General features: G+C 64.9%; 10 protein-coding genes. 8 read left to right on the top strand and 2 right to left on the bottom strand.

The window, feature by feature from the left end:
* Nucleotides 1-4 precede the first annotated feature (4 nt).
* The 8 genes from NJ69_RS10850 (at nucleotide 5) to NJ69_RS10815 (ending at nucleotide 7687) form a co-directional block, all read left to right on the top strand.
* Nucleotides 5-2224: a chemotaxis protein CheA gene (locus tag NJ69_RS10850; RefSeq protein ID WP_039578912.1), complete on the top strand. Its 2220-nt coding sequence runs from the start codon at nucleotides 5-7 to the stop codon at nucleotides 2222-2224.
* 45 nt (nucleotides 2225-2269) lie between these two features.
* Nucleotides 2270-3397, top strand: coding sequence for a protein-glutamate methylesterase/protein-glutamine glutaminase (locus NJ69_RS10845; RefSeq protein ID WP_039578910.1), 1128 nt, complete (start codon nucleotides 2270-2272; stop codon nucleotides 3395-3397).
* Nucleotides 3397-4137 carry a flagellar motor protein gene (locus NJ69_RS10840; RefSeq protein ID WP_039578908.1) on the top strand — a complete coding sequence of 247 codons (741 nt, stop codon included), beginning with the start codon at nucleotides 3397-3399 and terminating at the stop codon, nucleotides 4135-4137. Before NJ69_RS10845 ends, NJ69_RS10840 begins: the two co-directional genes overlap by 1 nt.
* A 3-nt stretch (nucleotides 4138-4140) precedes the next feature.
* Complete coding sequence (gene motD / locus NJ69_RS10835; RefSeq protein ID WP_039578905.1) at nucleotides 4141-5028, top strand: flagellar motor protein MotD; 888 nt, start codon at nucleotides 4141-4143, stop codon at nucleotides 5026-5028.
* Between the two features lie 48 nt (nucleotides 5029-5076).
* On the top strand, nucleotides 5077-5865 hold the full coding sequence (locus tag NJ69_RS10830) for a ParA family protein (RefSeq protein WP_039578904.1): 789 nt from the start codon (nucleotides 5077-5079) through the stop codon (nucleotides 5863-5865).
* Nucleotides 5865-6746 (top strand): CheW domain-containing protein, encoded by an 882-nt coding sequence (locus NJ69_RS10825; protein WP_039578902.1) that lies wholly within the window; start codon nucleotides 5865-5867, stop codon nucleotides 6744-6746. Before NJ69_RS10830 ends, NJ69_RS10825 begins: the two co-directional genes overlap by 1 nt.
* Nucleotides 6747-6813: 67 nt before the next feature.
* Nucleotides 6814-7293, top strand: coding sequence for a chemotaxis protein CheW (locus tag NJ69_RS10820; protein WP_029614967.1), 480 nt, complete (start codon nucleotides 6814-6816; stop codon nucleotides 7291-7293).
* A gap of 1 nt (nucleotide 7294) precedes the next feature.
* Entirely contained in the window at nucleotides 7295-7687 is a 393-nt protein-coding gene (locus NJ69_RS10815) for a DUF2802 domain-containing protein (RefSeq protein WP_039578900.1), read from the top strand.
* A gap of 63 nt (nucleotides 7688-7750) precedes the next feature.
* On the opposite strand, the gene NJ69_RS10810 is transcribed toward NJ69_RS10815, so the two are convergent.
* Entirely contained in the window at nucleotides 7751-10489 is a 2739-nt protein-coding gene (locus tag NJ69_RS10810) for a dermonecrotic toxin domain-containing protein (protein WP_039578897.1), read from the bottom strand.
* 50 nt (nucleotides 10490-10539) lie between these two features.
* Complete coding sequence (locus NJ69_RS10805) at nucleotides 10540-13254, bottom strand: dermonecrotic toxin domain-containing protein (protein ID WP_039578894.1); 2715 nt, start codon at nucleotides 13252-13254, stop codon at nucleotides 10540-10542.
* Between the last annotated feature and the right edge of the window lie 9 nt (nucleotides 13255-13263).

Genomic DNA, 13263 nt, shown 5'->3' with positions numbered 1-13263 from the left:
TTTAATGAGCTTCGGCGCCGATGAAGAAATCCTTCAGGATTTCCTGGTAGAAGCCGGCGAAATCCTCGAGCAACTGTCCGAGCAACTGGTCGAGCTGGAAAGCCGGCCCGATGATGCGGACCTGCTCAACGCCATATTTCGCGGTTTTCACACTGTAAAAGGGGGCGCCGGCTTCCTCCAGCTCAACGAGCTGGTGGAGTGCTGCCACATTGCCGAGAACGTCTTCGACATCCTGCGCAAGGGTGAGCGTCGGGTCGACGCCGAGTTGATGGATGTGGTGCTCGAAGCACTGGACACGGTCAACAGCATGTTCGGCCAGGTCCGCGAGCGCAGCGAGATCACCCCCGCCACGCCGGAACTGCTGGCAGCGCTGGCACGCCTGGCCGAACCTGCCGGTGAGGATGTCGCCGCGCCCGCCGTGGTCGAAGCGCCGGCGGCGGTCGAGCCGCCAGCGGCCAGCGAAGACATCACCGATACCGAGTTCGAGCAGTTGCTCGACTCCCTGGATGCGGTCAAGGCCCAGGCCGAAGCGGCCGAGCAGGCGCCGGTCGAGGCTGCCTCCGGCAATGCCGACGAAATCACCGACGCCGAATTCGAGTCGCTGCTCGATCAGTTGCATGGCAAGGGCCAGTTCTCGCCGGACGTGGCCGAGAGCGACACGCCTGCGGCAGTATCGCCGGCCAGCGACGAAATCACCGACAGCGAATTCGAGGCCCTACTCGACCAATTGCACGGCAAGGGTACCTTCGCCGCCGATGGGCTGCCCAAGGCTGAAGCCGCCGCCGGCGCGCCCGCCGCCGAGCCTGCCGGCGAGCACATCACCGACCACGAATTCGAAGCGCTGCTGGACCAGTTGCACGGCAAAGGCAAGTTCAGCGGTGACGCCGTAGCTGCCGAGGCACCTGCTGCTGCGACTGCTGTGGCACCAACGCCTGCGGCCAAGGCTGAAAGCAAGCCGGTGGCCAAGCCTGCACCGGCCGCCGCCGCCAAGCCCGCTGCCGCCGCCCCGGCACGCGCTGCGGCGCCGGCCGCCGACAAGCATGGCGCCAGCGAAGCGGAAACCACGGTGCGCGTCGATACGGCACGCCTGGACGAGATCATGAACATGGTCGGCGAACTGGTGCTGGTGCGTAACCGCCTGGTGCGCCTGGGCCTGAACAGCGGCGACGAGGCCATGTCCAAGGCCGTGTCGAACCTCGACGTGGTCACCGCCGACCTGCAGACCGCGGTCATGAAGACGCGCATGCAGCCGATCAAGAAAGTCTTCGGCCGCTTCCCGCGCCTGGTTCGCGACCTCGCCCGCCAGCTCAAGAAAGAGATCAACCTGGAACTGGTCGGCGAAGAGACCGACCTGGACAAGAACCTGGTCGAGGCCCTCGCCGACCCGTTGGTGCACTTGGTGCGCAACGCCGTCGACCACGGCGTCGAGACCCCCGAGGAGCGCGAGGCGTCCGGCAAGGCGCGCACCGGTCGGGTGGTGCTGTCGGCCGAGCAGGAGGGCGACCATATCCTCTTGTCGATCTCCGACGACGGCAAGGGCATGGACCCCAACGTGCTGCGCGCCAAGGCCGTGGAAAAGGGCCTGATGGACAAGGACGCGGCCGACCGCCTGAGCGAGTCGGACTGCTACAACCTGATCTTCGCCCCGGGCTTCTCGACCAAGACCGAGATCTCCGACGTGTCTGGCCGCGGTGTCGGCATGGACGTGGTCAAGACCAAGATTTCCCAGCTCAACGGCTCGATCAACATCTTCTCGGCCAAGGGCCAGGGCTCGAAGATCGTGATCAAGGTGCCGCTGACCCTGGCGATCATGCCGACGCTGATGGTGATGCTGGCCAACCAGGCCTTCGCCTTCCCGCTGGTCAACGTCAACGAGATCTTCCACCTGGACCTGTCGCGCACCAACGTGGTCGATGGCCAGGAAGTGGTGATCGTGCGCGACAAGGCGCTGCCGTTGTTCTACCTCAAGCGTTGGCTGGTCCAGGACCAGCAACATGAGGAGCAACTCGAAGGGCACGTGGTGATCCTGTCGGTCGGCACCCAGCGCATCGGCTTCGTGGTCGACCAGTTGGTGGGCCAGGAAGAGGTGGTGATCAAGCCATTGGGCAAGATGCTCCAGGGCACTCCGGGCATGTCCGGCGCCACCATCACCGGCGACGGTCGTATCGCGCTGATCCTCGACGTTCCGAGCATGCTCAAGCGTTACGCCGCCCGGCGTATTTGATTTCGGCGGCGCGACCTGGCGGTTGCGCCGTCTAATGGAGTGTTTATGGCAGTCAAGGTCCTGGTGGTGGATGATTCCGGTTTCTTCCGCCGCCGTGTCTCTGAAATCCTCTCGGCGGACCCGACCATCCAGGTCGTAGGCACCGCGACCAACGGCAAGGAAGCGATCGACCAGGCGCTGGCACTCAAGCCCGATGTGATCACCATGGACTACGAGATGCCGATGATGGATGGCATCACGGCCGTGCGTCATATCATGCAGCGCTGTCCGACCCCGGTCCTGATGTTCTCTTCGCTGACCCACGAAGGCGCGCGCGTGACCCTCGATGCGCTGGACGCTGGCGCCGTGGACTACCTGCCGAAGAACTTCGAGGACATCTCGCGCAACCCCGACAAGGTCAAGCAGATGCTGTGCGAGAAGGTGCATACCATTTCCCGCAGCAACCGCCGTTTCAGCAGCTTCTCCAGCCCGACGCCCAGCCCGGCGACCAGCGCGCCGAGCAGCAGCTCAGCGCCGAGCAGTGTCGCCAGCAGCCCTGCGCCCGTTCGCAGTGCCGCCCCGACACGTCCGAGCGCGCCGGCGGCCAGCCACTCGCCGGCGCCCAAGCGCAAACCCTACAAGCTGGTCGCCATCGGCACCTCCACCGGCGGCCCGGTGGCCCTGCAACGGGTGCTGACGCAACTGCCGGCCAGCTTCCCGGCCCCGATCGTGCTGATCCAGCATATGCCTGCCGCCTTCACCAAGGCCTTCGCCGAGCGTCTCGACAAGCTGTGCAAGATCAGCGTCAAGGAAGCCGAGGACGGTGACGTGCTGCGTCCTGGCCTGGCGCTGCTGGCGCCCGGTGGCAAGCAGATGATGGTCGATGGCCGTGGCACGGTGAAGATCCTGCCTGGCGACGAGCGCCTGAACTACAAGCCGTGTGTGGACATCACCTTCGGTTCGGCAGCCAAGACCTACGGCGACAAGGTGCTCTCGGTGGTGCTCACCGGCATGGGCGCCGATGGCCGCGAAGGGGCGCGCCTGCTCAAGCAGGGCGGCAGCACCGTATGGGCCCAGGACGAGGCCAGTTGCGTGATCTATGGCATGCCCATGGCCATCGTCAAGGCCAACCTCGCCGATGCGGTATACAGCCTGGACGACATCGGGCGCCACCTGGTCGAGGCCTGCGTCTGATGGACGTGCTCAGCCTCATCGGCCTGATCCTGGCGTTCGTCGCCATCGTCGGCGGCAATTTCCTTGAAGGTGGCCATGTCGGTGCCTTGCTCAACGGACCTGCCGGGCTGATCGTGCTGGGCGGTACCCTGGCCGCAGCGCTGCTGCAGTCGCCGCTGTCGGCGTTCAAGCGTGCGCTGCAGATTCTGCGCTGGATCCTGTTTCCACCGCGCGTGGACCTGGCCGGTGGCATCGACCGGGTGGTCAACTGGAGCCTGACCGCGCGCAAGGAAGGCCTGCTGGGCCTGGAAGGCGTGGCCGATGCCGAACCTGACCCCTATGCCCGCAAAGGGTTGCAGTTGCTGGTCGATGGCGCCGAACCGGAGTCGATCCGCAGCATTCTGGAGGTGGATTTTCTCACCCAGGAAAGCCGCGATATCCAGGCTGCCAAGGTCTTCGAAAGCATGGGCGGCTATGCGCCGACCATCGGCATCATCGGTGCGGTCATGGGCCTGATCCATGTGATGGGCAACCTGGCCGATCCGTCGCAACTGGGCAATGGCATCGCCGTGGCCTTCGTCGCCACCATCTACGGCGTGGCCAGCGCCAACCTGGTGCTGCTGCCGGTGGCCAACAAGCTCAAGGCCATCGTCCTGCGCCAGTCGCGCTACCGCGAGATGCTGCTGGAGGGGCTGCTGTCGATCGCCGAAGGCGAGAACCCGCGTTCCATCGAGCTCAAGCTGCAAGGCTTCATGGAGTAGACCATGCGCCGTCGCCGTCATACCGAGGAGCACGAGAACCATGAGCGTTGGCTGGTCTCGTACGCCGACTTCATCACCTTGCTGTTCGCCTTCTTCGTGGTGATGTACTCGATTTCCTCGATCAACGAAGGCAAGTACAAGGTGATTTCCCAGGCGCTGGTCGGGGTCTTCAACGACCCCGAGCGCAGCCTGCGGCCGATTCCCATCGGCGACGAGCGTCCACTGACGGTCAAGCCTGCCGAGCCGTTGATCAAGGACAGCGACCAGGTCGATGCCGGTCTCGGCCAGAGCAGCGCTGATGCGTTGAAAACCATCAGTGACGAGATCGGCGCTGCCTTCGGCGACCTGATCGGTTCCAACCAGATGACCGTGCGTGGCAACGAGCTGTGGATCGAGATCGAGCTCAACTCGGCGTTGCTGTTCGGCAGCGGCGATGCCATGCCCAGCGATACCGCCTTCGAGATCATCGACAAGGTGGCCAAGATCCTCAAACCGTTCGCCAACCCAGTGCATGTCGAAGGCTTCACCGACAACCTGCCGATCCGTACCGCGCAGTATCCGACCAACTGGGAGCTGTCCTCGGCGCGCGCGGCGAGCATCGTACGCCTGCTGGCGATGGACGGGGTGGACCCGGCGCGCATGGCCTCGGTGGGCTATGGCGAATACCAGCCGGTGGCCAGCAATGACAGCGCCGATGGCCGTGCGCGCAATCGCCGGGTGGTGCTGGTGATCTCGCGCAACCTGGAAGTGCGCCGCAGCCTGACCGGTTCGGGCACGGCCAATGCCACGCCGGACGCGGCATTGCGCCGTGCTGGCACACAAAGTGCACCAGCTTCGCCAGCCACGACGGCCGGGCGCGATCCCGTCAAATCTCCGTCACCGAATTTATAGACCGTTCCCGCAGGGACCTGCGCCCATGTCGGGAGGAAGCAACGCACGATGAGAGTCTGGGCAGTAGCCAATCAAAAAGGTGGTGTCGGCAAGACCACCACTACCATCGCTCTGGCCGGTCTGCTGGCCGAGGCGGGCAAGCGCGTGGTCGTCGTCGACCTCGACCCGCACGGTTCGATGACCAGCTATTTCGGGCACAATCCCGACGTACTCGAGCACAGCTGCTACGACTTGTTCCTGCACAAGGGCGGCGTGCCCGAGGGCCTGCCGGGGCAGTTGCTGCTGCCCACCAGCCACGAGCGGATCTCGCTGCTGCCCTCGAGCACGGCGCTGGCCGTGCTCGAGCGTCAGTCGCCCGGGCAGAACGGCCTGGGCCTGGTGATCGCCAAGAGTCTGGCGCAGCTGTGGCAGGATTTCGACTTTGCCCTGATCGACAGCCCGCCGCTGCTCGGCGTACTGATGGTCAACGCGCTGGCGGCCAGCCAGCAGTTGGTGATTCCGGTGCAAACCGAGTTTCTTGCGGTCAAGGGCCTGGAGCGCATGGTCGGCACCCTGGCCATGATCAACCGCTCGCGCAAGCAGGCGCTGCCTTATCAGATCGTGCCAACGCTGTTCGACCGCCGCACGCAAGCCTCGCTCGGCACCTTGAAGCTTTTGCGCGACACCTATGGCGAGCAGGTCTGGCAGGGCTATATTCCGGTCGACACGCGCCTGCGCGATGCCAGTCGCAATGGCGTCACGCCCTCGCAGTTCGACGGCAAGAGCCGTGGCGTCACCGCATACCGGGCGCTGCTCAAGCACCTGCTCTCTTACCGCAACGCCCTGCAGGTGGCCTGATGAATCACGCTCCACAGATCACCAGCAAGCCGCAACTGGCGTTGCAATCCTATCTCGATGGCCTGCTGCAGGACGCCACCGAGTTCGAAGAATTGCCCGAAGCGAGTGCGCCAGCGCTCGAACAAGCCCCCAGCGACGAATTTGCCGCTGCCGTGCGTGAAGAGCAGGCCCGCGATGCGCGCCGTCCCGTCGAGCCCCGGCCCTACGCCGAGCCCGCGCCGCGCGTTCTGCCTACGGTGCTGCCGCCTGAAACCGACGTCAGCGTGGACGACGCGTCGCCGGTTCAGGCCAGTGAATTGGCCGCGGACACCACGCGCCAAGCGCAGGTCGTCGAGCCCGTCGCGCCGCTGGTCGATGTGCACTTGCCGGCGCCTGGCGCGCCGGTGCCCCCCGCCACCGTCGACGGTCGTCCGGCCTGGGCGGCGGAGCCGTTCGAGTGCCTGCTGTTCGACGTCGCCGGGCTGACCCTGGCGGTGCCGCTGGTGTGCCTGGGCTCGATCTACAGCCTGGAAGGGCAGGAGTTGACGCCGCTGTTCGGCCAGCCCGACTGGTTCCTCGGCATCCTCACGTGCCAGGCCGGTAACCTCAAGGTGTTGGACACCGCGCGTTGGGTGATGCCCGACCGCTACCGCGACGACTTCCGCCAAGGCCTGCACTACGTGATTTCGGTGCAGGGCTACGAGTGGGGCCTGGCCGTGCATCAGGTCAGCCGCTCGCTGCGCCTGGACCCTCAGGAAATCAAATGGCGCAGCCAGCGCGGTCAGCGCCCCTGGCTGGCGGGCACGGTCATCGAACACATGTGCGCCTTGCTCGACGTTGCCGAGCTGGCCGAGCTGATCGCCAGTGGCGCGGTCAAGCAGATGAACATCACACACAACTGAATCGGCGCCGCAGCTGCTGCGACCATAACGAGCACACCGCCACCGGCGGACTGAGAGGGCTAGGGTAATGAAGAAGTCGTCTGCACAAGGTTCCGAAGATCCGATCCTGCAATGGGTCACCTTCCGTCTGGACAACGAGTCCTACGGCATCAACGTGATGCAGGTGCAGGAAGTCCTGCGCTACACCGAGATCGCCCCGGTTCCGGGCGCGCCAAGCTACGTGCTGGGCATCATCAACCTGCGCGGTAACGTGGTCACCGTGATCGACACCCGTCAGCGCTTCGGCCTGATGCCGTCGGACATCACCGACAACACCCGCATCGTCATCATCGAGGCGGACAAGCAGGTGGTCGGCATCCTGGTCGACAGCGTGGCCGAAGTGGTCTACCTGCGTCAGTCGGAGATCGAGACCGCGCCGAACGTCGGCAACGAAGAGTCGGCCAAGTTCATCCAGGGCGTGTGCAACAAGAACGGCGAACTGCTGATTCTGGTCGAGCTGGACAAGATGATGAGCGAGGAAGAGTGGTCGGAGCTGGAGAACATCTGAGGTGATCTTCGAGGCTGCCGTCATCTTGCTCGCGTTGTTGTGGGCGCTGAGCCTGTGGTTCTTTCTCAACTACAGCAAGCGCCAGCGCGAGCTGGCCGCCCAGCAGGCCCAGGGCGATGCGCTGCGTGACCAGCGCATCAAGGACCTGGCCAAGCGGCTGGACGACTACCAGAACGTGACCGTGCGCATGGGCGAAGCGATTCACGAATTGCGCGCGGTGGTGGCGCCGTTGCCGGAGAAGCTGCTGCAACTGGAGCAGCGTGATCCCAACAGCGTCACCTTCTCCCAGGCCGCCAAGCTGGTGGGCATGGGCGCCAGCGTCGAGGAACTGACGCAGAGCTGTGGCCTGACCCAGGCCGAGGCCGAGCTGATGAGCCGCCTGCACCGCGGCTGAGTGGCCCACAGGCGCCCTGACGCGCGCGTGGGCCGCTTGGCATTGGGCTGAAACACGCCGGGATCAGCCTTTGGCCCAGGAGTGCAGGCTGCCTACCTTGGCCAGGCGGTCGAGTGGCAGGAGACGGCGCACCAGTTCGGTGTAGCGGTCCAGATCGACGAACAGGCCTAGATTGACGATCTTCATGCAGCCCAGGTTCGCCACTTGGCGCAGTTGGGTGAGGGCGGCAAGCCGGCGGTCGATCACGTCCGTGACCACGCGCGGTCCGGTCAGCGCACTGAGGCGTCGGGCGTAGCGATAGAAGGCCGCTGGATCCTCGGCGAATGTCGGCCGCCAGGTATGGAAGTCCGGCGTTTGCGACAGCCTGGTATGGATTTCTTCGGAAATGGCCTCCAGCGTAGGATTGCCCGCGTGGCTGCCGATGAAGCTGGTGTTGAACAGGCAGTTCATGCCCAGGGTTTCGTTGCTGATCGGCGGCTGCAACAGCAGCCCATCGGGGCTTGTCGCCAGTTCCACCGCGTCCAGCGCCTCTCCCGGCGTACCGACGCCGACCCCATTCTCGAACTGTCGATAGCCTCCTGCGCCAAGCAGCGTGTCGTCCACATCCATGTACAGTCCGCCGTCGTGGTACAGCATGCGGTAACGCAGGATGTCCGAGGCTGCGGCGAATGCACCACCGTCAATGGCAGCCTGATAGTGCGTGTGGTACTTGCTGTTGCGCAGGGCGACGAAGAATGCCTGGTCCTCCAGTGGCAGCACGTGCAGGCTGGGGGCCTCACGGACCAACTGCGCGAGGTTCTGCTCGAACGCCGAAGGGGTCGCCCGCGACAGCAGCAGGCGCAGGGTGTAACTGCTGTCCTGCACCAGTTGCGCATTGTGCGCGAGGTTGGCGATCAAGGCCTCGGAGAGCACCTTGTCGCCGACCCACAGGCACGTCAGCGTTCGTGCAATGGGCTGCAGGGCTTGCGTCGCCGGCTCGGGCAACACGACAGGCAGTTGCAGATCGACACCCAATGCGCGAAGGCTGGCGCTGCGCATGGCGTCGTCGACCGGACGCTGGCGCACGTCGACCCGGGCCAGGTCACGCCGGCCGGGGCGGGCAGTGAAGTAGCGCGGATTGACCTCATTGATATCCTCTTCGCACATGAACGCATCCTGTTCCAGGTCGTACACCACCTCGGCGTTGTAGCCATGCAGGGAGGCCTCCAGGCGATCCGGCGTGCCGTCGTACAGGCAGTTGCGCACCACCGCTGCCGACACCGCAGGATCGGCACCGGCCACTGGCGCAATGGGGTCTGACACGTGGAAGTAAGGGGCCATGTCCAGATCGGGCAGGTGCGGCGGTGACACTGGGCTCAGCGGGTAGCCCCAGCGTTCGTTGACCCGGGAGGGGAAGACGAAGTTGTCGCTTTTTACACGCAACAGGGTCGAGATCCTGGCCGCGCTCTCCAGCGCCAGTGGCGCCGCGTTGAACAGGCCGAACACCATCGCCTCCAGGCCTTCGCTGGCTTGAGACTGCGTGCGCGCTTGCAGGGCCTGGTCCAGGCCCAGGCCGAACTGGGCGATACCGCCGACGGCAAACAGCGGCCAGAGCTCCGGCACGGCCAACGCCAGGGGAGCCAGGTAGGTCATGGCCGAGGACAGGTAGCCACGCCAGCGGGCTTTGCTGACTTCGCTGTCGGCGTGGATGAGGAAGTCGGCGTCTTGATAGCTGCGCTGGCGGTATCGCGTGGCCAGGGTGTGGAACAGGTCGCCGCTCAACGTCGGGCTGTAGCTGGACGGCTTGTAGTTGACGTATTCGCGCGGTGCCCAGACCCCAGCGGCGGTGAAGCCAGGCCGCTGGCTGTCCAGATGGTAGAGATGGGGGTAGACCCCCAGGCCGCCCAAGGCCGTCTCCAGCCCGCTGAAGCTCAGGCCGTCCGGGGTATCGGCCGGGTTGAAACGCGCTTGCAGGGCCTCGCGCGTGGGCGCACTCCGGCATTGCTGGCCGAACCAATCCTGCAACTCGCCCTGATTGGCGAAACTCAGCAGCGGCGAAGCATTGCCTGGCACGTACAGCACTATCAGGTCGCTTCCCTGGGCCTGCAAACACACCAGGTCGGTGCTGGCGTAACCGTAGACATTGAGCATGCGTACATCGATCGGGAGCGGCGAGTGCATCACCCCGGCAGCCCTGAACGCCAATCGCCGTCCTTCATCGCTCAGGCTGCCTTCGCTGATCTGCTTGTTGCATGCCGCAATGAAGTTCAGTTTCAGCGAGTCGCGGTAGCTGTCGAAATGCTCGGACCAGTAAGCGTCGAGCTCAGCCTTGTAGGCCCGGTTGAAATCCAGGTCCCAGACGAACGACTGAAATGCCGACACCGACAGCGGCAGCATGCTGTGCTGGTCATAGACCTGGGGCTCGCTGCGCCGGAACAGGCCGCTGAGTACGTAGTAGTTCTGCGCTCCGGTCTGGTGCGGCGGCTGCAGGGCGGAGACGATGCGGATGTGCCGCGCGCTGCCTGGCGGCTGCTGCGGCCGGAGCAGGTGCGGTACGGCCTCCAGATCCGGCGGCGCTTGCCAGTTGCTCAGCAGCGCCTGCGCCAGGCTCTGTCGCTGGACGACGACGCCGTTCCAGCCGTCGCTGCCGGCTTGGTAATGCAGGGTGGCGGCAACGATCTGCTCGGCAGGTACGTCGATGCCTTGGCTGGGCAGCCACTGGTCGAGTGCCGCGATGGCCTGACGGTCTGGGCGAGGGAAGGCCGCCAGGTGCTGGCGGGCGAAATCGATACCTTTGGCGTTGAGATAGGGGATGGGGATCATGGCAGATACCTGGGTCGAGGGTTGAGGATCGCGGTGTCGTACGGTGCCGATCAGTGGTTCAACCAGGAATGGGCGCGGCCGATGTCGGCCACATCGCCCAGGGGCGCGAAACTGGCCAGGGCGTCCATCAGCGCACGGCTGTTGACCACGCTGAACACGTCGTGGACCGGCGAGGCCAGCAGGGTGCAGGTCTCGCGCAACTGGCGCAGCCACGGCAGATGCTGGTCGATCACATCGTTGAGCACGCCGGGACCGGTCAGCAGGTTCAGGCGGCGGGCATAGTGGTGCAGACCCACCGGATCCAGGTCCGGGTCCGGATGGTGGTCGTAGAAGGTGGGCTCCAAGCGGTAGCGTCGCAGGATCTCGTCGGAAATGGCGTCCAGGGTCGGATTGCCCGCATGGCTGCCGATCAGGCTGCTGTTGAACTTGATGTACATGCCTAGCCGGTCGTTGGACACCGGTTGCGCCAGCAGCAGCCCGTCGGCGCTGCAACGCAGGTCCTGCTGCTCCAGGGGCAGGGCGACGCTACCGTCCTTGGGCAGCAACAGGCTGTCGTCGGTGTCCATGTACAAGCCGCCGAAGTGCTTGAGAACGCGATAGCGCAGGATGTCGCAGGCCGAACTGAAATGCGTGGCGCCCAGGCCGTCGCCGCGCAGCGCCGCTTGGTACTGCGGGTAATAGGCAGAGCGCTCGAATTCGAGAAAGAACGGCTGTTCTTCGAGGATGCGGATTCGTAGCCGCGGCGCCACCGCATTGAGCTGGCTGACGTTGTGGTCGAAGTTCGCCACGTTCTGGCGTGACAGCAGCAACTGATATTCGTAGCGACTACCGTGCAGCGCCCGGGCGTTGTGAGCGATGGCGTCGATGAACGGCTCGCCCAGACGACGATCGCCCAGCCAGACACTGGTGATCAAAGGCTCCAGCGGCGTGCGCGACATGTTTTGGTAGGGGGTGTAGTCCAGCGGTAGATCGACGTGGATACCCAAGGCGCGCAGCGTGGCCATGCGCTGCAGGTCGCTGACGGTTCTACTGTCGGTCATGGGTACCAGAGCGTTGGCGTGCTCGGCACTGACGATCCAGCGTGGCGGGCTTTCCTGGCGGATCTGTGACAGCCGAATGAAGCTGTCGGTGTTCAGCTCATAGCAGACCCAGTCATTCTCCAGCCCAGCCTCTGTTTGCAGCCAGGCTGCGAAGCGGTGGCGCAGGCTTTCGTCGATACGGGTAACCACGGCAGCGGTTTGCGTGGACGCTTGTACGGTGGGCTCGCGAAACGCCGCCTCGGCCGGTTGCAGGGCCAATGCCTCGGCGCTGTCGCTGCCTTGCAGCAACTGCCTGAAGCTGACGAAGCCGGGGCGGCACCAGCGATACAGCGCGCTCGATCGGGCCGCCGCCGTGCCGACCAGAGGGAGCGCGTTGAACAGGCCGAATACCTGGTCCTGGACGCCAGCGACCTTGTCCTCCAGCGAGCGGCCGTTGAGCACACGGTCCAGGCCCAGGCTGAACTGCGCCAGGCCGCCTGCGGCCAGTAGCGGCGCCAGGGCAGGGATCACCATCGCGACCGGTGCCAGCATCACCAGCGCGATGTTCAGATAGCGGGTCGCGCGAAGCTTTTCGATCTGTTGATTGCTGACGACCTGACTGTCGAGCGTGGCATAGGCGCGCTGTTGCTGGTGGCGCGCCAGGTAGCCGAACAGCTCTTCGGTAATGGGCGGGTTGTAGTGGTCGGCGCGGTAGTCGACCATCAACTCGGGCGTCCATAGCCCACTGGTTGCGAAGCCCGAATGGGAGGACAGGAAACGGTGTGGCTGCGGATAGCGACCCAGGCCCGCCAGTGCGGTTTGCAGGCCGCTGAAATCCAGGCCATCGGGCCAGTCGAGCGGGCTGAAGAGCGTCAGAAGCGCCGCGCGGCGGTCGGCCGACTGGCACTGGCGGGCGAACCAGTGCTTCATCGCCAAGGGGGTGTCGAAGCTCAGGAACGGACTGCTGTTGCCTGGGATATACAACAAAGTCAGTGCACTGTCCTCGGTACGCAAGCACAGCAGCGAGGTGGCGACGTAGCCGTAGACGTTGAGCAGCGAGACCTTGAGCGTGAACCTGTCCTGACGTGAGATGCCCGCGGCCTGCCAGATCATCTGCCGCGCCTCTTCGCTGAGACTGCCTTCGGCGACTTGCCGATTGCAGGCGGCGATGAAGTTGATCTTCAGGGCTCGCTGGTAGTCGTTCAGATGAGCCGACCAGTAGCTATCCAACTGCGCCTTGTACAGGGTGTTCAGGTGCAGTCCCCAGATGAGCGCCTGGAAGTCTTCGGCGCGCACCGGCAGGCGCGTAGCGGGGCCATAGAGCGCCGGTGTCTGGCGTCGATAGAGGCCGTTGAACACCCGATAAGCCGAGAACCCTGGCGAGGTGCCCTCGGTGTTCAGACGTTCGACCAGGTGCAGCACGCCACTGGGTGCGATCCCAGCCCAATCACCGAAGTGAAAGCCCCCATAGCCCTCGGCGCTTTCGCCTTGCCAATTGCTCAGCAGGGCTTGGACTGCACTCATTTTCTGGGTGATCACCGCGTTTTCACGAAAATGCTGCCGGCCTTCGCCGAGCGGTTCGAGCTGGTAGTGCAAGGTGACGACGTCGATTTCCTGCGCAGGCGTGTCGATGCCTCGCGCTTTCAGCCACGGGCGCAGCAGGGTTTCGGCCAGAGCATCCGGTCGCGGGAAATCGACCAGTGCCGCGTGCACCAGGTGCAGGTTTTCGGCGGGGAGAGGGGACATGGCCGTCGG

The sequence above is a fragment of the Pseudomonas parafulva genome (assembly GCF_000800255.1).
GTDB classification, from domain to species: domain Bacteria; phylum Pseudomonadota; class Gammaproteobacteria; order Pseudomonadales; family Pseudomonadaceae; genus Aquipseudomonas; species Aquipseudomonas boreofloridensis.
Note: the sequence above shows the minus strand (reverse complement) of the source record. Positions and strands in the feature narration are given on the sequence as shown.

What these genes read in the sequence shown, in the direction of transcription:
- NJ69_RS10850 (WP_039578912.1), top strand. Translation starts at nt 5, where the DNA reads ATGAGCTTCGGCGCCGATGAAGAAATCCTTCAGGATTTCCTGGTAGAA.
- NJ69_RS10845 (WP_039578910.1), top strand. Translation starts at nt 2,270, where the DNA reads ATGGCAGTCAAGGTCCTGGTGGTGGATGATTCCGGTTTCTTCCGCCGC.
- NJ69_RS10840 (WP_039578908.1), top strand. Translation starts at nt 3,397, where the DNA reads ATGGACGTGCTCAGCCTCATCGGCCTGATCCTGGCGTTCGTCGCCATC.
- motD (WP_039578905.1), top strand. Translation starts at nt 4,141, where the DNA reads ATGCGCCGTCGCCGTCATACCGAGGAGCACGAGAACCATGAGCGTTGG.
- NJ69_RS10830 (WP_039578904.1), top strand. Translation starts at nt 5,077, where the DNA reads ATGAGAGTCTGGGCAGTAGCCAATCAAAAAGGTGGTGTCGGCAAGACC.
- NJ69_RS10825 (WP_039578902.1), top strand. Translation starts at nt 5,865, where the DNA reads ATGAATCACGCTCCACAGATCACCAGCAAGCCGCAACTGGCGTTGCAA.
- NJ69_RS10820 (WP_029614967.1), top strand. Translation starts at nt 6,814, where the DNA reads ATGAAGAAGTCGTCTGCACAAGGTTCCGAAGATCCGATCCTGCAATGG.
- NJ69_RS10810 (WP_039578897.1), bottom strand. Translation starts at nt 10,489, where the DNA reads ATGATCCCCATCCCCTATCTCAACGCCAAAGGTATCGATTTCGCCCGC.
- NJ69_RS10805 (WP_039578894.1), bottom strand. Translation starts at nt 13,254, where the DNA reads ATGTCCCCTCTCCCCGCCGAAAACCTGCACCTGGTGCACGCGGCACTG.